This is a genomic window from Sphingobacteriales bacterium (genome assembly GCA_016719635.1).
In the GTDB taxonomy this organism is placed as follows: domain Bacteria; phylum Bacteroidota; class Bacteroidia; order Chitinophagales; family JADIYW01; genus JADJSS01.
Map to the genome: position 1 here is coordinate 258,526 of JADJYT010000004.1, position 18,660 is coordinate 277,185.

15 protein-coding genes are annotated in these 18,660 nt (G+C 43.9%); 8 read left to right on the forward strand and 7 right to left on the reverse strand.

Annotated elements, in window-relative coordinates; translation table 11 throughout:
* Positions 1-28: 28 nt before the first annotated feature.
* Positions 29-463 (reverse strand): SPOR domain-containing protein, encoded by a 435-nt coding sequence (locus IPM95_10055; GenBank protein ID MBK9329633.1) that lies wholly within the window; start codon positions 461-463, stop codon positions 29-31.
* 69 nt (positions 464-532) lie between these two features.
* The gene (secA, locus tag IPM95_10060; GenBank protein ID MBK9329634.1) at positions 533-3,853 is read right to left on the reverse strand and encodes a preprotein translocase subunit SecA; all 3,321 of its coding nucleotides are present in this window, start codon (positions 3,851-3,853) and stop codon (positions 533-535) included.
* A 361-nt stretch (positions 3,854-4,214) separates the two neighbouring features.
* On the opposite strand from secA, the gene purD reads away from it, so the two are divergent.
* Positions 4,215-5,489 carry a phosphoribosylamine--glycine ligase gene (gene purD / locus IPM95_10065; protein ID MBK9329635.1) on the forward strand — a complete coding sequence of 425 codons (1,275 nt, stop codon included), beginning with the start codon at positions 4,215-4,217 and terminating at the stop codon, positions 5,487-5,489.
* Positions 5,490-5,596: 107 nt separating this feature from the next.
* Positions 5,597-6,184: a hypothetical protein gene (locus IPM95_10070; protein ID MBK9329636.1), complete on the forward strand. Its 588-nt coding sequence runs from the start codon at positions 5,597-5,599 to the stop codon at positions 6,182-6,184.
* Here IPM95_10070 and queA read toward each other — a convergent pair.
* The gene (queA, locus tag IPM95_10075; GenBank protein MBK9329637.1) at positions 6,181-7,230 is read right to left on the reverse strand and encodes a tRNA preQ1(34) S-adenosylmethionine ribosyltransferase-isomerase QueA; all 1,050 of its coding nucleotides are present in this window, start codon (positions 7,228-7,230) and stop codon (positions 6,181-6,183) included. The two genes, IPM95_10070 and queA, sit on opposite strands and share 4 nt — an antisense overlap.
* A 99-nt stretch (positions 7,231-7,329) precedes the next feature.
* Between queA and IPM95_10080 the strand changes: the two genes are divergently transcribed.
* Positions 7,330-8,592 carry an ABC transporter permease gene (locus tag IPM95_10080; GenBank protein MBK9329638.1) on the forward strand — a complete coding sequence of 421 codons (1,263 nt, stop codon included), beginning with the start codon at positions 7,330-7,332 and terminating at the stop codon, positions 8,590-8,592.
* A 230-nt stretch (positions 8,593-8,822) separates the two neighbouring features.
* Positions 8,823-9,407, forward strand: coding sequence for a DUF4254 domain-containing protein (locus tag IPM95_10085; protein MBK9329639.1), 585 nt, complete (start codon positions 8,823-8,825; stop codon positions 9,405-9,407).
* A 51-nt stretch (positions 9,408-9,458) separates the two neighbouring features.
* Here the strand turns inward: IPM95_10085 and IPM95_10090 are convergent, their stop codons facing one another.
* Positions 9,459-10,655: a pyridoxal phosphate-dependent aminotransferase gene (locus IPM95_10090; protein ID MBK9329640.1), complete on the reverse strand. Its 1,197-nt coding sequence runs from the start codon at positions 10,653-10,655 to the stop codon at positions 9,459-9,461.
* A gap of 97 nt (positions 10,656-10,752) precedes the next feature.
* On the opposite strand from IPM95_10090, the gene IPM95_10095 reads away from it, so the two are divergent.
* Complete coding sequence (locus IPM95_10095; GenBank protein MBK9329641.1) at positions 10,753-11,166, forward strand: YjbQ family protein; 414 nt, start codon at positions 10,753-10,755, stop codon at positions 11,164-11,166.
* A 37-nt stretch (positions 11,167-11,203) separates the two neighbouring features.
* On the opposite strand, the gene IPM95_10100 is transcribed toward IPM95_10095, so the two are convergent.
* Both IPM95_10100 and IPM95_10105 read right to left on the reverse strand, forming a co-directional pair.
* Positions 11,204-11,740, reverse strand: a complete 537-nt coding sequence (locus IPM95_10100) for a C40 family peptidase (GenBank protein ID MBK9329642.1) — start codon at positions 11,738-11,740, stop codon at positions 11,204-11,206.
* A gap of 80 nt (positions 11,741-11,820) precedes the next feature.
* Positions 11,821-14,028, reverse strand: a complete 2,208-nt coding sequence (locus IPM95_10105; protein MBK9329643.1) for a T9SS type A sorting domain-containing protein — start codon at positions 14,026-14,028, stop codon at positions 11,821-11,823.
* A gap of 159 nt (positions 14,029-14,187) precedes the next feature.
* Between IPM95_10105 and IPM95_10110 the strand changes: the two genes are divergently transcribed.
* Positions 14,188-15,993, forward strand: a complete 1,806-nt coding sequence (locus IPM95_10110; protein MBK9329644.1) for an acyl-CoA dehydrogenase family protein — start codon at positions 14,188-14,190, stop codon at positions 15,991-15,993.
* 73 nt (positions 15,994-16,066) lie between these two features.
* Here the strand turns inward: IPM95_10110 and IPM95_10115 are convergent, their stop codons facing one another.
* Positions 16,067-16,525, reverse strand: a complete 459-nt coding sequence (locus IPM95_10115; protein MBK9329645.1) for a MarR family transcriptional regulator — start codon at positions 16,523-16,525, stop codon at positions 16,067-16,069.
* A gap of 52 nt (positions 16,526-16,577) precedes the next feature.
* Between IPM95_10115 and IPM95_10120 the strand changes: the two genes are divergently transcribed.
* A complete protein-coding gene (locus IPM95_10120) occupies positions 16,578-17,171 on the forward strand; it encodes a protein tyrosine phosphatase-like domain-containing protein (GenBank protein ID MBK9329646.1) in 594 nt (197 codons plus the stop codon).
* A 29-nt stretch (positions 17,172-17,200) separates the two neighbouring features.
* Positions 17,201-18,526, forward strand: coding sequence for a 3-oxoacyl-ACP reductase (locus IPM95_10125; protein ID MBK9329647.1), 1,326 nt, complete (start codon positions 17,201-17,203; stop codon positions 18,524-18,526).
* The last annotated feature ends 134 nt before the right edge of the window (positions 18,527-18,660 follow it).

Consider the following 18,660-nt stretch of genomic DNA (forward strand, 5'->3'; position numbering starts at 1 on the left):
TCTGGATTTTGTGAGTCGGTAAACTGGGCTAATTCCCTTTCTTCGCCTTCGGTTTTTCGTCTTCGTCTTTCGCTTTTTCTTCAATCACAAAACTGGCGGGAAAATACGATTTCAGCTGCTGCATGAATTTGTATGCTTCCTGCTGCGTGGCGAAATCGCCCACCCTCAGTTTGAAGTTCGGGGAGGAGTAGGATATGAAAATCGGAATGCCGGGATAACGGGCGGAAAACTGGGATTTGGCTTCAAAAACCTTATCGCGGGAAGTAGCCTGAAATACCTGCACCCGTATCGCCTGTTTCTTGGCGTCGTTGTTGCGCATGTACATCTTTTGAAGCACGTCCACCCGAGGGTCTTTGAAAAACAAGATGTTGTTGTTGATTTCTACCTGCGTCGTATCATTGTCCGCTGCACTGGTAAGTAAAGCGGTAAAAAGTAAACAACAAACAGTCAAAATATATCTCATTCCGGCTTTTTAAACTTTCCCTATTGACAATAAACCCTTCAGAATCTTTTTTTGCTTATGAATCAATTCTTATGCCAACTCCTGTCCATGACAGTGCTTGAATTTCTTTCCGCTTCCGCAAGGGCAGGGATCATTTCTCCCTATCTTCACTTCCGCGCGCACCGGCTGCTGTTTTTCTCTGGTTTCACCGCTGTCGGCACTTTTAAATTCTTCGCCCATATTGCCGCCTTCGTCCCCTCTGGATTCTTTTGTTTTTTCCACGACCTTTTTCTGACGGTGCTGCTGAATCTGGTTTGCATCCTGTACCGGCAGGCTTCCCTTTAACAGGAAGGTGGTTACATCCTTATTGATGGCGCTCAGCATCTGTTTGAATAATTCAAACGCTTCAAACTTAAAGATCAGTAACGGGTCTTTCTGTTCGTGTACCGCCATCTGCACGGAGTGCTTCAAATCATCCATCTGGCGTAAATGGTCTTTCCAGTGATGGTCGATGAAGGAGAGGATGATGTTTTGTTCAAATACTTTTATCAGTTCACGGCCTTTGCTGTTATAGGCTTTCTCCAGATTTGCGACGATATTGATGTTTCTGTTACCGTCTGTAAACGGGATGACGATATTCTGGAACTGGTTCCCTTTTTCTTCATACACATTTTTCACCACCGGATAGGCTTCCTTCATGATGGCTTCTGACTTGCGTGCATACTTCTCATACACTTCATGGTACAAACGGTCGGCTAGTTCATCCGCTTTCTGGTTCTTTAAGTCAGCTTCGGTAATGGCAGTATCCACGGAAAGGAATCGGATGCAGTCTAACCTGAATGCTTCGATATCCAGTGCGATTTTGGCATCGTTGCAAATCTCATAACTCAGTTCATAAAACATGTTGATGAGGTCAAACGTAATGCGTTCGCCCGCCAACGCATGCTGTCTTCGTTTGTATATCACTTCGCGCTGCGCATTCATCACGTCATCGTATTCCAGCAAACGTTTGCGGGTACCGAAGTGGTTTTCTTCCACTTTTTTCTGTGCGCGTTCTATGGATTTGGTCACCATGGAATGCTGAATCACTTCCCCTTCCTTGTAGCCCATTTTATCCATAAGGCCCGCTATTCTCTCAGAGCCGAATAATCGCATCAGATCATCTTCGAGGGAAGCATAGAACTGGGTGGAACCCGTATCGCCCTGACGGCCGGCACGGCCTCGCAACTGCCTGTCCACACGACGCGAGTCGTGACGCTCCGAACCGATGATGGCCAAACCGCCTATCTCTTTCACACCCGGGCCGAGCTTGATATCCGTACCACGTCCCGCCATATTGGTGGCGATGGTGATTTGTCCCGGTAAACCCGCCTGTGCCACGATTTCGGCTTCACGCTGATGTTGTTTCGCATTCAGTACATTGTGGGAAATCTTGCGCATGTTCAGCATTCGGCTGAGTAATTCCGATACTTCCACATTCGTTGTACCCACCAGCACCGGACGGCCATCCTCTTTCAGCTTCTGGATCTCGTCGATGATGGAATTATATTTTTCACGCTTCGTTTTGAAAATCAAATCTTCCCGGTCGTCGCGTTGTGTCGGCTTGTTGGTTGGCACTACCACCGTATCCAGTTTATAGATTTCCCAGAACTCAGCCGCCTCCGTCTCCGCTGTACCCGTCATACCGCAAAGTTTGTGGTACATCCGGAAGAAGTTCTGCAATGTAATCGTGGCAAATGTCTGTGTGGCCGCTTCGATTTTTACGTTCTCTTTTGCTTCAATCGCCTGATGTAATCCGTCGCTGTAGCGTCGCCCTTCCATGATACGGCTGGTCTGTTCATCGACAATCTTAATCTTGCCGTCCATGATGACGTATTCGACGTCTTTGTCGAAAAGGCAATAGGCTTTCAGCAGCTGGCTGACCGTATGCAGACGCTCGGATTTGATATTGAAATCCAGCAGCACCTGGTCTTTCAGTGTCAATTTTTCCTGATGGGAAACAGATTGCTGTTCCACTTCGGCAATCATGGCGCCCACATCCGGCATGATGAAGAAATCTTTTTCCTCTCCGGAAGAGGTGATCAGGTCGATGCCTTTCTCCGTTAAATCAATCTGGTTGTTCTTTTCATCGATGACGAAATAAAGTTCCGCATCGCAGACCGGCATTTCCTTCTGCTGGTCCTGCAGATAGTAATTTTCCGTTTTCATCAGTATCTGGCGGATACCCGGTTCGCTCAAATATTTGATGAGTGCGGAGTTTTTCGGCAACCCTCGGTGTGCACGCAACAGTGCCAGTCCGCCTTCGCCTTCCTTATGGCCTGTTTTGCCTTCGGCAATTAGTTTTTTGGCATCCAGTAAAAACTGGCCAACCGCTTTTTTCTGCGTGGCCACCAGTCGCTCGATGCGCGGTTTCAGTTCCTGGAACATCTGTTCTTCGCCTTTCGGCACCGGCCCGGAAATGATCAGCGGTGTTCTCGCATCGTCAATCAAGACGGAGTCGACCTCATCCACCATGGCAAAGTGCAGTTTGTGCTGTACCTGTTCATCCGGTGTGCGTCCCATGTTGTCGCGCAGGTAGTCAAAACCGAATTCGTTGTTGGTACCGTAGGTGATGTCTGCCAGGTAGGCGTTTTTACGGGCATCCGTATGTGGCTCATGCTTGTCGATGCAATCGACGGTCAACCCCAGGAAATTAAACAGCATGCCGTTCCATTCCGAGTCACGGCGTGCCAGGTAGTCGTTCACAGTAACGATATGTACTCCGCAGCCGGCCAGCGCATTCAGGTAGGCCGGTAGGGTGGACACGAGCGTTTTACCTTCCCCCGTTGCCATTTCCGCGATTTTTCCGCGGTGCAGCACGATACCACCAATCAACTGTACATCATAGTGTACCATGTTCCAGGAGATTTCACCACCGGCTGCTGTCCACTTATTCGGGAAAACGACCTCGTCACCCACGATTTTCACCGCCGGATTTTTGACGGCTAAATCCCGGTCAAACTGGGTAGCCTTTACGCGGATGAATTCGTTGGTGGAAAATCGCCTGGCTGTTTCTTTTACGACGGCAAAGGCTTCCGGCAGTATTTCATTCAGGATTTCCTCGATGGCTTCGTCGCGGTCTTTCTTCAGTTTATCGACCTGCGCAAAAATGGCCTCTTTTTCATCAAGTTCCAATTCCTGGGTTTCCGCCTTTTCAGAGAGTTCTTCTATCTGCCGGTCTATTTCGGAAAGATATTGCTGGACCCTGTATTTGAAGTCCTGTGTTTTCTGACGGAGTTCGTCGTGTGTGAAATTCTGGTAGGACAAAAAGTGTTCATTGATTTCGTCTATGATGGGTAGGACTGACTTAACGTCACGATTCGATTTGCTGCCGAAAATTTTGGAAAGTCCCTTCTGGATGATATTTAGCATGATATTACAGTATAAATAGGTTGCAAAGTTAACATTTTGCACTCATTTGGAGTGATAATAAAAGTGAATTTGCAAATATTGTGCAAAAAAGCCGCAGCGGACAAAATGACACCAAACCGAAGGGAATGCAACTAAGATTAATTGAGATAAGATGGGGTGGAAGGCTTTGGAAAATAAGGGGAGAAGCTATTTGTAGTGGTTTTGTTGGGTGTGTTAGTACCCCATTATTCAGACAGTGCAAATTAGGGCTTTTGATAGATTTAATAAATTAATTTCCATTCATTGGGTGTTTGATTTTGTAAAGATTCACGTAGCCGTCAATGATATGAATTAAAATGATTATTTTGCAGCAAAAATTTCCATGCACATTTTATTACTCGGGTCCGGTGGCCGTGAACATGCATTTGCCCTCAAAATAGCGGCGAGCAGGCTGTGTACGAAATTGTTTATCGCTCCCGGAAGCCCCGGCACAGCTGGCCTGGGAGAAAATGCCGCAATAGAATCGACGGATTTCCCGGCTATAAAAAAACTGGTGCTGGAAAATGATATCCGCATGGTCGTTGTTGGCCCGGAGGTTCCGCTCGTAGAAGGAATTTACGATTTTTTTATGCAGGATGAGGCGTTAACTTCTATTCCGGTTATCGGTCCTTCCAAAATGGGTGCGCAGCTGGAGGGCAGCAAGGCGTTTTCCAAAGCCTTCATGCTCCGGCATCATGTGTCTACTGCCGCCTATGCGGAGTTTACGCAGGCAAATCTGGCGGAAGGCATTGCTTACATTTCCAGGCAAATACCTCCGGTGGTGCTCAAAGCGGATGGACTGGCTGCCGGCAAGGGCGTGCTGATATGTCCGACGATAGAGGAGGCGACGGCAGAGTTCACAGACATGCTGGCTGGAAAATTCGGAGATGCCAGTTCCAGAGTAGTCATCGAAGAATTTATGGACGGCATCGAATATTCGGTGTTTGTGCTGACAGACGGAAAAGACTATAAGATTCTGCCGACGGCGAAAGACTACAAACGCATAGGCGAGGGAGATACCGGACTGAACACGGGAGGCATGGGCGCCGTTTCGCCGCCGCCCTTTGTGACGGATACTATGATGCAGACGGTGGAGGAGACGATCATACAACCTACCATCGCGGGATTGCAGAAAGATGGAATCGTTTACAAAGGGTTTGTGTATGTCGGCCTGATGGTGTTAAAAACAGGGGAGATAAAAGTGGTGGAATACAACTGCCGTATGGGTGATCCGGAAACGGAAGCTGTTTTCCCGAGATGGAAAAATGATATCATAGCCGTTTTTCAGTCGTTGGCAAACGGACGCTTGTCTGAAGTGAATATTGAGATGGATGAGCGGGCTGCGGTTACAATCATACTGGCCAGCGGTGGCTATCCGCAGGAGTTTGAGAAGGGTAAAATCATCTGCGGCATCAGCGAGGTGAATGACTCATTCGTATTTCACTGCGGAACGATAAAAGATGCCAATGGAAATATCGTCACCAACGGTGGGCGTGTACTGGCGGTTACTTCCCTGCATCAGGACTGGCGGGAGGCGTTGAAGCTTTCCAATAAAAATGCGGAAAAGATACAGTTTGAAGGAAAATACTTCCGGAGGGATATTGGATTTGATTTGTAACTTTCGACCTCGAGGGTCGGTCGACCCTCGAGGTCGAAAGTTAAATTTCCTTTTTTTTATGGAATTTGACCCATTTTGGTATCTAAATGATAGGCAAATTTCCGTTTATGATAAAAACTACATTCTTAGAGCCAGAAAATATTTATCACATCTACAACAGGGGAAATAACAAAGAGAATTTGTTTCTCTCCTCGTCAGACTATAACAGATTCCTTCTGAATTGGTCGAGATATATTGAACCCGTAGCTGAAACGTATGCTTATTGTTTACTGCCTAACCATTTTCATTTTCTGATTAAAATTTTACCGGAACAAAACATCAGATATAATTTTCGTCACAAGGAACTGGGTGATAATCAGCGACTTTTATATTTTATTTCTCATCAGTTCTCCAATACCTGCAATGCTTATACAAGATACTTCAATCTCAAACATGATAGAATCGGTAAGTTATTTACGGAACGTTTCAAACGAAAAGAAATAATGGATGATATGTATTTTACTGAAATGATCAGGTACATACATCATAATCCGGTAAAACATGGAATTGCTGAGAACTACAAAGATTATCCGTACAGCTCATACTGGAGCCTGGTCTGTGACCGCCCAGTTATGTTGAAAAGAGATACGGTAATGGAATGGTTTGGAACCAGACATCATTTCAGGGAAGTCCACGACCACCCTCGAGGTGGTTAGTCAATAATCAGCATCGCATCACCGTAAGAAAAGAAATTATATTTCTTCTGCATGGCAATCTGATAGGCTTCCATCGTTAAATCATAGCCGGCGAAAGCCGCCACCATGATGATTAAACTGGATTTCGGAACGTGGAAATTGGTAATCATGCTGTTGGCAATGGAGAAGTCATACGGCGGATGGATGAATAAATTGGTCCAGCCTTCCATAGGTTTTAATAAACGTTCAGCGGAAACGGCAGTTTCGATGGAGCGCATGGCAGTGGTCCCCACAGCACATACATTTTTACCACGCTGGATGGCACGGTTCACAATCTTCGTGCATTTCTCATCGATTTTGAAATATTCCGCATCCATCTTATGCTTGGACAAGTCTTCCACATCAATAGAACGGAAAGTACCCAGTCCGATGTGCAGTGTCAGTTCCGCGAAATCCACACCCTTTATCTCCAGACGTTTCATCAACTCCTTGCTGAAGTGCAAGCCCGCTGTTGGTGCAGCTACCGCACCTTCACTGCTGGCAAAAACGGTTTGATAACGTTCCTTGTCAATTTCTTCCGGTTCTCTCTTGATGTACTTTGGAAGTGGTGTATTCCCTAATTTATCCAATACTGCCCTGAATTCGGCTTCGCTGCCGTCGAAAAGGAAACGGATGGTTCTTCCTCTGGAGGTCGTATTGTCCACCACTTCCGCCACCAAATCATCATCGCCAAAGTATAGTTTATTGCCAACCCTGATTTTACGGGCAGGATCTACCAAAACGTCCCACAGGCGCAGGTCGTGGTTGAGTTCTCTTAATAAGAATACTTCAATCTTTGCACCGGTTTTTTCTTTCGTACCGTACATACGGGCTGGAAAAACCTTAGTGTTATTGATGACCATTACATCGCCGTCGTCAAAATAATCGAGCACATTCTTAAATGTTTTGTGTTCAATCTTGCCGGTTTTACGGTGTACGACCATTAATTTGCATTCGTCCCGCTGTTTGGAAGGATAAAGCGCGATTTTTTCTTTGGGGAGTTCGAAGTCGAATTGTGAAAGTTTCATGAAGTTATTATTTTACGGAATAATAAAAGTGTTGCAAAGGTAACTGTAAGAAACGCATTTTACAAACGACAGATGTTTTTATTTGATTAAATTTGACACATGTTCCAGTTTTTCAGGGTATTGAGTGAAACGTTTAAATTGACCATACAACAACTATGGTTGAATAAGCTGCGCACGTTTCTATCCCTATTCGGAATAACGGTGGGTATTTTCAGCATCATCGCTATTTTGACTGCGGTGGATGCCCTGAAAAACAATATCAATCAATCCATCAACAGCCTGGGAGATAATATTCTGTTTGTCAATAAATGGGCATGGACATTTGATGGCCCAAGCGATTATCCGTGGTGGAAATATTTCCAGCGTCCCAACATTAAATATGAGAATTACAAGTACGTACAGGCGAAATCAAAACTGGCCGAGTATGTCACTTTTGAAATCAACCCGAGACAGCCGCCGGAAGTGGCGTATAAAGATAAAAAGACGCACAAGGCACAGGTTTCTGCCGTAACGGATAATTACGGAAAAGTTTTTCAGCTGGATATCGCACAGGGAAGATTCTTGTCCAATATGGAAATCAGCAATGGTATCAATGTGTGTGTGGTGGGAGGCGATATTGCCGATAAGCTCTTTAAAAACATCACCAACCCGATTGGCATGGAACTGAAGATGGATGGCCGGCGATTAACGGTGATTGGCGTAATAGCCCGGAAAGGGCAGGATTTGCTGGGTTTTAATTATGACAAGGCCGTGATCGTACCGCTGAATTTTTATGAACGTAATTTTTCATACGACATCAATCAGATTGATCAGACACTTGAAATACGCTCTAAACCCGGCGTTATGCTGGATGAATTGAAACAGGAATTGATTGGCATTATGCGGGCTTCCAGAAAACTGAGACCGGCACAGGAGGATAATTTTTCCGTGAACCAGCTGAGCGTAATTGCCAAAGGGTTTGACAGCCTGTTCGATTCGTTAGGATTGGTGAAATGGGTGATAGGCGCCTTTTCACTGATCGTTGGAGGATTTGGTATTGCCAATATCATGTTTGTGAGTGTATCGGAACGCAAGGCTATCATTGGAATTAAAAAAGCACTGGGCGCTACGCGAAGTGAGATTTTGCTGGAATTTCTGCTGGAGGCAATCTTCCTTTGTATGATGGGTGCTATCGTCGGATTGTTGCTGGTATATGTGATGTGTTATTTTCTGACGGAGGCATCGGGTATGGAATTTACACTCAGTATCATCAATGTGGCGGTTGCCTTTGGTATTTCATTTTTGCTTGGTATTTTATCCGGTATCATACCGGCTTACCTGGCTGCCACCATGGATCCGGTGGAGGCGATTCGCAGTAAATAATCGTCAAGTCAACATATACGTAATCTTAACTGGGATAGTAGTAATGTTTGTTTCTGTTTTTATCGTATAAATTCCGACAGAAAAAGAGTATGAGAAATCAAAATAAACCCAATAACAGCAATGGGAAACTTTAAATTTTATACCTCAATATGAAACCGTAAATTGTATCTTTATACAGAATATTTCTATCTAAAACTAGATAGTGTTATACCTGAATTCAGCTTTGAAGAATGAAACTAACCTATCAACATATTTCAGATGTCTTTCGTCACTATTTGAGTGATGCTTCAAATGAGTCTGACGCTCAGGATGAAATCGGCAAATTGTTACATGACTGCATAGCAACGAATACAAAACTTTGGAAACTGGAAGATGTGGCAAGAATGCACCATTTGGGTTACGAATCTGTTGCCAAGACAAAGATGGAAATTGACATCGTTAATCATAAAAGGAATGAAACAATAAACATACTTGATTCATTTCTTGACAAACATCTTTGTAATGTTCAGCTTGAATCCAGCTCAAAATTCTATTCAGAAAGTCCGGGAATGTTAATTGACAGGCTTGCTATTTTATTCATTAAACAGAATTTCATACGGCAATTGATTGATAAAATGGATGACAAGCTCCTAAGAATTGAATTTGCTGAAAAAGAACAGCTGTTAAATCAAAACATAACAGACCTAGGCTTGTTCTTAGACCAATACTTTGACAGAATCAGAAACGGTGAAACTTTCTTTAAGATTTACAAGCCGCTCAAGATATATAATGACCAAAGAATAATGAGATACATTAAATCAATGACCATAGATTGAATTGACTGAGATACTACATCCTCGATTCGATTGCCTGATGGAATTTCTGAACTATGCCAATTTCGCGAGTGCGTTCTTAACACGGGTGAAGGCTTCTTTTAAATTTTCTTCTGAAGCGGCATACGAAAAACGGATACATTCCGGTGCGCCGAAGCCGGTCCCGCTCACAGCAGCCACATGTCCTTCGTGCAGTAAGTATAACGCTAAGTCATCGGCATCCCTGATGGCCTCGCCATTAAAGTCTTTGCCGAAATAGGCGCTTAAATCCGGGAATACATAAAAGGCTCCGGTAGGCACATTGCATTTCACATTCGGAATGTCTTTCAGCATATCCAATACCAGGTCTCTTCTTTTTCTGAATGCTTCACGCATATCGTATGTTGGCTGCTGGTCGCCCAGCAAGGCTGTAATCGTCGCATGCTGTGCCACCGAGTTCGTACCGGAAGTGATCTGTCCCTGTAGCTTATCACAAGCTTTAGCAATAGAAGCAGGTGCTGCCATATATCCGATTCTCCATCCCGTCATCGCGTAGCCTTTTGCCTGTCCGTTCACGACGATTGTTCGGTCTTTCATGGAAGGGAATTCCGCAATGGAAACGTGTTTTCCGGTATAGTTGATATGCTCGTAAATTTCATCGGAAATAACATAGACATGCGGATGTCTTTCCAACACCTGAACAAAGCTTTCCAGTTCCTCTTTGGTATAAACAGAGCCGGTAGGGTTGCTTGGGGAAGAATAGACTAAGAATTTTGTTTTGGGGGTGATCGCAGCTTCCAGTTGTGCTGCTGTCATTTTGAAATCGGCGTCTACCGATGTCGGGATATATACCGGAACGGCATTGCACAATTTTACCTGTTCCGGATAAGACACCCAGAAAGGAGCGGGAATGATGACTTCATCGCCTTCGTTTAAGAAGGAAATGAAAATGTTGGCCAAGGATTGTTTGGCACCCGTGGAAACTACAATATTTTCCGGCTTGTACTCCAGTTGATTATCGCGTTTCAGTTTTTCACAGATGGCCTGTCTTAAATCCAGGTAACCGGAGATAGGAGAATAAGAATCGTATTTGCCGCTGTCGATAGCCTTTTTGGCGGCTTCCTTGATATGCTGGGGCGTGTTAAAGTCAGGTTCGCCCAATGACAAACTGATGACGTTTACGCCTTTGGCGGATAATTCTCTGCTGAGTTGAGCCATTTTGATGGTTGCGGATTCAGATACTCTGTTGAGTGTGTCGGAAGTTGGTAGCATATTGTCTGTTTTCTAAAAGCAAAAGTAGCCAAATGGAGGACAGAAATTATTGTACAATATGTTATGTTTAAATAAAGAGTTGATTTAAATTCGGTACATGATTGCTCAGTTTTCTGTTACATTGCCTGCTTATTCAAGAGGGTTCCACCTCATCACCCGGGAGGTATTGCATTCCATTCCTGCATTACCGAAAACGGGTATCCTGCATGTTTTTATTCAGCATACCTCTGCTGCACTGATCGTAAATGAAAATGCGGACAGCGATGTCAGAATGGATCTTGGCAACTGGATGAATCGGGCTGTAAAGGAGAATGAACCTTATTACAGCCATACGCTGGAAGGAGCCGATGATATGCCGGCGCATATTAAGTCATCGCTCATGGGGAGTTCCGTTTCCATTCCCATTACAAGTTATCGGCTGAACTTAGGAACATGGCAGGGAATTTATCTGTGTGAATTCAGAAACAACGGTGGGAGAAGAAATTTGATTGTGACAATATACGGGGAATAAAAAAAACGCCCTTATGGGTGTTTAGAATGCTGTTGTTTTATTTGATTCTTCCGGCTCTGCAGTAACGTTTTTCCCAGTAAGAGTCGCTTAAATCACTGATGGTTACTCCCTGTGAGGAGGAAGAATGGGTGAACTTTCCGTTTTGGAGGTAAATGCCGACATGTGAAATGCCACCGCCCTGAACATTGAAGAACACTAAATCACCTTCTCTCAATTCTTCCCTGTCTACATACTCAGTCAGGTCGGCTAATTGCCGGGATGTGGCATAGGAGTCGGTGCAGGTTGCCTCATTCATTAATTTGTACACGTAGTTGGAGCAATCAATTCCTTTGTCTCCTTTACCACCATAGCGATAAGGCGTGTACAACCATTTGAAAATGTTCGCATACATTCCCAGGTCTGTGGCTTTGTTGATATTGACACCTACTTTTTGGAAAAAATAGGAGAATGCATCCAAATCTATGTTTTTCTGATCACAGATTTTTTCGAGAATGGAACAGAATCCTCCGCTGGCATAACTGTTATTCGTTAACAGTGTAGTAACCAATAATAAGGAAAGTGCTGCTTTTTTCATTATTGTAAAAATAGAAAACTACCCTTAGGAATCCGAATATTTGCAATAATGTTGCAGGTTAAAAACTTGTTAAAAAAGCTCTAATTGATTATAATTTTATGATTTTCAATGATTTGATTTTTACTGACGATTTGCAGGCTGTAAAAGCCAGGGCTTAGGAAGGAGGTGTTTAGGGTGGTATGGTTGTTTAGAACCGGACTTTGAAAAACCATTTCACCCAATGTGTTGAAAATGCAGAAAGCAGCATGCTGATTATTCAGTTCCCGGTTCCATATGATATGCAGTAATCCTTGTACAGGGTTTGGATACAGGTATGCTTGGTTAACGGTATTTTCAGCGGTGTAGGATGTAACGGCATTTGTATAGTGTAAGGTATATTTTCCCATGGATAACCCCGGTAGTACAAGCGAGTCAAATTGAGTAAGGGTGTCGGGTAGTATTCTGTATCCGTTTTCATCCATGGTTTGATTGATATACTCACAGTTGGAAAAACCGGTGGACGTGAAATTATCCGCATCCGCTATATAACTGCTGCCCGATTCAATGAGCAATAACTGATTGCCTTTCCTGATGGAACGATTATAAAGTGGTAATGCATGCGGGAGCGTATCGGTATTGACAAATTGGATGTAGATTTCTTTGGCAGCATCATTGACAAATGCGTCTGCTGTGATATTTGCATCCGTCTGCACAAATGCTGACTTTATTTTTTTAACGGTTTGATGGAGTGTATTGCTCCAGATAAAGAAAGGTTCAAACATGATCTGTTTTTGTGCGTAATATAAATGAGTGTCTGTGGTGTCATAACCGGACCGTACCAAAGGCCAGGGGTAATAGGCACTGGCTAACAGGTGATACATCCACGTCTTTACCATATTCGGCCGCTGTTCATACAACTCAACCGATTTTCGAATGAAATGATAAATATATAAAGCGTGGAGGAAGGTTCCGGTGGCATAGGACTGGTCCGTAAAGTTCCACTCCGTTACCCATAACTGCTTGTGGTTTCCCGTATTGAAAACGGATTGAAGGCTATAAGGCATGCTGTTGTTGCAATAAGCTTTTATATACAGTTCGGTTAGCTTGTTGATGATGTATTTGTCTTTCTTTTCAGGAATGGCAGCATAATCTTCACAGGATATGAAATTCTGGAAATACAAATGTGGGATCAATGCACTTACATTCGGCTGTAATCCATAATAGGCATTCCAAAGGTCTTTTACCTTTCCTGTCAATCCGTATGGTTTTATTAAAATGGGAAGATGATTGCTATCCGGTTGAAGATAACTGAGCCGAACGGCTGCCGGCACGCCGCAGGGCAGGTTGTAACGGGCTTTGATGCTGTCCGCATACAACGAAACAAGGATCCAGTTTTTTAATAAGCCTTCAAAGAAATTTCGTATCGGAAAATTAACCAGTGTGGTGGAGTCCGCCCGCGTGGTATTGGTAACACAATCGTATCCGGAGTAAGACAGGTCATCGTCATAGATGATATAATCTGCATCGGTTTCATTTCCGATTTCAACACCCTGCACCGGTATGTCATATCTTTTCAGATATTCCAAAGCATCCAGATTTTCCTTAAACCGGCTGTAAAATCCGGGTGTACGTACCAGCTTATCTTTTATCCTCTTGAATAAACCGTTCTGTTGTATGTTGAAAACGGACAGTGCATAAAACCAGATATTGGTGCTGTCCAGATAAAAATCACCATTGGAGTTGAGGAATGCGTTATTGTTATTGTTGTAAGTATTGATCAGGTATTGTATGGAATCGCTGAAAGGGATCAGGTCGCCTTTGTAAAAATGGGTATGTGAATTGAGCCTGAAATACACACCCACCTGTTTCCCGCTGCCTTGATAAGCCTGCACTTCGTCCTTAAAATATTCAATGATATTTTTATTGACCTTTCTGTCAAACCGTAAAAATAAATTTGCCCACGGATAACCGATTCTGCCGGGCGCGCAGTTGGTTTCACCGGTATCTATACCGTACCCATTTCCGTAAAAGTGATAGAAATTTCCAATCGTCCCGCCCGGAAAACGAAACAGCTTTATACCCAACGGCTTTGTTAAGGATAGTATAGTGTCACTGAAATGAGAGGAAATGACAGTACCCGCAGTGTCCCAGGCATAATTTATCTGGTCATTCAGGCTCATGCTGCTGATGCCTGTGAAAATGCCTGGGTATGGGTCGTTCAGCACCGTTTGGGAAATATCCAGCGTATCGTTTGAATACGCTTTAGAAGTTAAAAAGGTAAAAATTATACAGGCATACAACCATTTCATTCTGCTAAAAATAAGAAATATTGCAGAAATAGGTTGATTTGAGTTAAAATCCGTTACGGCGAATTATAACTCCTTATTTTACAATTGTTAAATAATTATTAATCCAATGCATGCATTGGATTTTTAATGCTAACTTTCCTTCAACTAAAATTATCGGACATGGCAGCAGATGCAACAAAACTAATAGGAGGAAATTTTCTTTTCTCAGAAACCAACCCTAAAGACGTATTTATTCCGGAAGAATTTACCGAAGAGCAGAAAATGATCTGGCAAATGGTACACGACTTTTGCCTCAAGGAAATACATGGATTGGGCATTGAACGGGTGGCGCAACTGGATGCGGAGAAAGACAAGGAGCTGCTGCTGGAATTATTTCATAAAGCTTCAGAATTAGGGATATGTGGTGTTTCCATTCCCGAAGAATACGGTGGTATGGGCCTGGATTTCAACACCGGTTTATTGTTTACGGAAGCACTGGCATTGGGTTTGTCCTTTGCGACGACCATCGGTGCGCAGGTGTCTATCGGTTCTTTGCCTATTGTGTTTTACGGCACACACGAACAAAAAGAAAAATATCTGCCAAAGATTGCCGCCGGTGAATATGCCTGTTCGTATGCATTAACGGAACCGGGAGCCGGCTCTGATGCCAACTCGGGAAAAACCAATGCGGTGTTGAATGAAGCCGGGACACATTATTTGCTGAACGGACAAAAGATGTGGATTACCAACGGCGGTTTCGCGGATATCTTCATTGTCTTCGCCAAGATAGAAGATGATGAAAGATTATCAGCCTTTATAGTAGAGAAGGAATTTGGAGGCATTGAGATTGGAAAAGAAGAAAAGAAGATGGGTATTAAAGCCTCTTCCACCGTGCAGCTGTTTTTCAACAATTGCCCGATTCCGAAAGAAAATTTACTGGGTGAGCGCGGAAAAGGATTCAACATGGCGTTGAATATCCTGAACAACGGACGTATTAAGATATGTGCCGGCGGTGTGGGCGGTATCAAATTCGGGGTAACCAAATCCGTGGAATATGCCACACAACGTATCCAGTTTGATAAACCTATTTCTGATTTCGGCGCCATCAAATACAAGATAGGCCAGATGGCGATGCTCGCTTTTGTGAACGAATCCGCAGCCTACCGGGTGGGAGCGGAAGTGGATAAAAAATACCTGGAACTGAAAGCGAACGGCTCTTCCGAAAATGATGCGAAAATCAACTCCATGCGTGAGTATGCGATTGAGTGCGCCATCCTGAAAGTACAGGGTTCTGAGGCGGTGTGTTATGCTGCAGATGAAGCGATACAGGTACACGGTGGTATGGGGTATTCCATGGAAACCGGTGTGGAGATGGCGTATCGCGATGCGCGCATCACCAAGATTTATGAAGGCACGAATGAGATCAACCGCATGCTGAGTCTGGCGGAATTTTATAAAAGGGCTTTCCAGACCAAAGAGTTGAAATTAAATGATGCGATGAAAACGATACCGTTGGGCATTGCACAGAATTTCAATCCGTTTAACAGCGGGTTTCTGGCCACCGAGTCGGAAATCGTTTCCAACCTGAAGAGTGTCTTTATGATCATCACGGGAGCGGCAGGCCGAAAACTGAAAACCAAACTCGTGGATGAGCAGGAGATTGTGATGAACCTGGCGGATATCATGGCGGTGGCGTTCATGGCGGAATCCGCCCTGCTGCGTGTCAAAAAACTGAATGCCGATCCGAATGCCGACAAAGAAGCGTTGAAGACAAAAATTAAAATGCTTCAGTTATACATTTATGAAGGGCTGGATATCGCACGTAAATCGGCGGAGAATGCGATTGACAGCTATGCAGGCGGTGTGGAGAAATTTACCATCAAACGACTGGTGAACGGCTTGCTGAAAAGTTATGATATCAATCCGAAAGACACCCGCAGGGAAATTGCGGATGTGGCGATAGCTGCAGGTAAATATCCGTTCTGATAAAAGGTCATTGCGAGTGCAGTGCAGCAATCTGTAAAATGAAAAAAGGCCTTATGGTTTTGTAAGGTCTTTTTTATTTCTCCAGTTCCTTTCCGAAAGTTTCCAGGGATGCATAAACCTGTTCCATCACTTCGCTGAACGCTTTGAGCTGTTTGGGTGAAAGATTTTCGGTAATGCTTTTTTCCAGGTCAAAGACCGTTTTCAAGGCAATCTTTCTCAGTTTTTTTCCTTCCGGCGTCAGGAATACCAATACTTTGCGCTGGTCATTTTCATCCGGTTTTCTGGAAATAGCGCCGCTCTCTTCTAGGCTGTTCAAGGTTCTGGACAGACTGTTCGGCTCCATACCGATGCGGGGCGCAATCTTGGTCACCGGCACGCCGTCTTCTTCGTAGATGGCCATCAAAACAAATGCCATCGAAATGGTGCCGTTGTATAGATGTGCCTTGTCGTTAAATACTTTCACTATGTTCAGCCAGGAAGTACGCAAATGGTATAGTACCATCTGACTGGCGGTCTGTTCAAACAAATCCATGTGTTAAAAGTAAAAAATAAACCGGCATTTAGTATCTTGTAACAGGGAAAAAATGAATGCAAGCATTGAAAAATATATAAAAGCGTATAACCTGCTTCAGTTAGGCGGATGGTTGGCTGGATTGGCATGTCTGCCATTTAATTTTCTGATCGGGTATTATATCATTGCGCTGTTCCAAATTTATTCGCTGGCGGAAATAGTTCATGCGTTAAAAAAATGGCACAATTCGTCCCCTTTATACAGCTTTCTGCAGATCGGGGCAAGGCTCTTTATTTTGTTCTTCTCGTATGTGTTGATTTTAAGCTCCGTTTTCAGTCCGTTGCCGTGGCTGAATGAAGTGGTGTATGTTATGTTAACGGCATGGTGCCTGGCTGAAGTGATCCGTTATGGTTATTATGTGATGCTGCTCTTTAAAAAAGAGTACAAATGGCTGATTAAGCTCCGGTATACAGCCTTCATTATTTTGTATCCGCTGGGTGCCGGCTGTGAATGTTACCTGTTATACCTGATTTTTCACCTTAATGCTATACTTTGGATAAAAATTTTAATCATTGGGGTTGCTATCCTGTATGTGTTTATGTTTCCTAAGTTATATTTGCACTTACTGCGCCAACGCAGGAAAAAGTTAAACGAAAGCAAAACATAATTTCAATTTATACTTATCAATTAAATACCATGAACGATTACTTACAAAATGCCACCTTGCGCCAGGTACTGAAAACATTGAACATACCGGTACCGGTGCCGCCCATTCTCAAACGAAATTTAAATGCCTATTCGGATGAAGAGCTGACCGCAAAAAAAATCGCCGTTGCCGGTAAAGAAACGGATTTTTTACATCAGCTTCAGAAAGAACTGCATCCTAAAACAGATGTCGCTACCGTATATGATGCTGCCATAGATGGACTGGTCGTGAATTGTGTGGGCATGGAAACCATCGATGACCTGGAGGATTTATATACTGCCATCAAAAATGCTTCTGTTAAAGTTGCAGCCAACGGAAGGATAGTGATTATCTCCAAACTGGTGTATGCTGATGCCTTATCATACGCCGTACAGAAATCCATAGACGGATTTTCAAAAGCGCTGTCCAAAGAAATAGGCGGAAAAAAAGGTGTGACCGTCAATCAGTTAAAAATCACCCATAACGAGGTAACAGTGCCGGATATTGCGAAAGTGGCTTTCTTTTTTCTGAGTGATAAATCTTCCTTCATCACAGGCCAGGTGGTGGAACTCAATAATGTTACCGGAAATGCATTCCAGTCACCCGCGCAGTTATTGAAAGGGAAAACGGCCATTGTAACCGGCGGCGCCAGAGGGATAGGTGCCGCGGCTGCAAGAGCCTTGCACAGAGAAGGCGCAAAAGTGATTATCGTGGATGTCCCGCCTTCCAAAGAAGATGCGGAAAAACTGGCGCAGGAAATTGACGGAGATGTGTTGCTGGAAGATATCACATCGCCGCAGGCGGTTCAGGATATACAACAATATGTTCTGAATAACTATAAAGGACTGGATATTTTGGTAAATAATGCCGGAATCACCCGAGACAAGACCATCGCCAAAATGAGTATTGACCAGTGGCGCGGGGTGTTGAATGTCAACCTGAAGGCGGTCATCCAGCTCACGGAAACCTTTTTAAAGAATGGGTTTAACGAGCATGCCAAAGTGGTCAGTTTGTCATCGATTTCCGGTATTTCCGGCAATGTCGGCCAGACGAACTATTCGCTTACCAAGGCGGGTGTTATCGGCTATATGCAGGCCGTTGCCTCCAAACATCCGACGATTTCTGCAAATGCGGTAGCCCCGGGATTCATTGAAACAAAGATGACGGAAAACCTGCCGTTTTTTGTCAAGGAAGGAGGCAGAAGGTTGTCTACCTTGAAGCAGGGCGGATTGCCGGAAGACGTGGCGGAGCTGATTGGATTTTTATCATCCCCGCTTTCAGACGGGATAGACGGGCAATGTATCAGAGTTTGCGGCGGCAGCATGATAGGCGCATAAGATCAGGAATTCGATATTTATTGACACTTTATTTTTGAATTACTGTACTTTTGCGTAATATTACGCCATCATTAACAAAAAATAACTTTAAATATTACAGAGTAAAGGTTTTGGAAGATGTTATCCTTGCTGTA

Excerpts from the sequence above, each read along its gene's own strand:
- IPM95_10055 (MBK9329633.1), bottom strand. The coding sequence starts at position 463 with ATGAGATATATTTTGACTGTTTGTTGTTTACTTTTTACCGCTTTACTT.
- secA (MBK9329634.1), bottom strand. The coding sequence starts at position 3,853 with ATGCTAAATATCATCCAGAAGGGACTTTCCAAAATTTTCGGCAGCAAA.
- purD (MBK9329635.1), top strand. The coding sequence starts at position 4,215 with ATGCACATTTTATTACTCGGGTCCGGTGGCCGTGAACATGCATTTGCC.
- IPM95_10070 (MBK9329636.1), top strand. The coding sequence starts at position 5,597 with ATGATAAAAACTACATTCTTAGAGCCAGAAAATATTTATCACATCTAC.
- queA (MBK9329637.1), bottom strand. The coding sequence starts at position 7,230 with ATGAAACTTTCACAATTCGACTTCGAACTCCCCAAAGAAAAAATCGCG.
- IPM95_10080 (MBK9329638.1), top strand. The coding sequence starts at position 7,330 with ATGTTCCAGTTTTTCAGGGTATTGAGTGAAACGTTTAAATTGACCATA.
- IPM95_10085 (MBK9329639.1), top strand. The coding sequence starts at position 8,823 with ATGAAACTAACCTATCAACATATTTCAGATGTCTTTCGTCACTATTTG.
- IPM95_10090 (MBK9329640.1), bottom strand. The coding sequence starts at position 10,655 with ATGCTACCAACTTCCGACACACTCAACAGAGTATCTGAATCCGCAACC.
- IPM95_10095 (MBK9329641.1), top strand. The coding sequence starts at position 10,753 with ATGATTGCTCAGTTTTCTGTTACATTGCCTGCTTATTCAAGAGGGTTC.
- IPM95_10100 (MBK9329642.1), bottom strand. The coding sequence starts at position 11,740 with ATGAAAAAAGCAGCACTTTCCTTATTATTGGTTACTACACTGTTAACG.
- IPM95_10105 (MBK9329643.1), bottom strand. The coding sequence starts at position 14,028 with ATGAAATGGTTGTATGCCTGTATAATTTTTACCTTTTTAACTTCTAAA.
- IPM95_10110 (MBK9329644.1), top strand. The coding sequence starts at position 14,188 with ATGGCAGCAGATGCAACAAAACTAATAGGAGGAAATTTTCTTTTCTCA.
- IPM95_10115 (MBK9329645.1), bottom strand. The coding sequence starts at position 16,525 with ATGGATTTGTTTGAACAGACCGCCAGTCAGATGGTACTATACCATTTG.
- IPM95_10120 (MBK9329646.1), top strand. The coding sequence starts at position 16,578 with ATGAATGCAAGCATTGAAAAATATATAAAAGCGTATAACCTGCTTCAG.
- IPM95_10125 (MBK9329647.1), top strand. The coding sequence starts at position 17,201 with ATGAACGATTACTTACAAAATGCCACCTTGCGCCAGGTACTGAAAACA.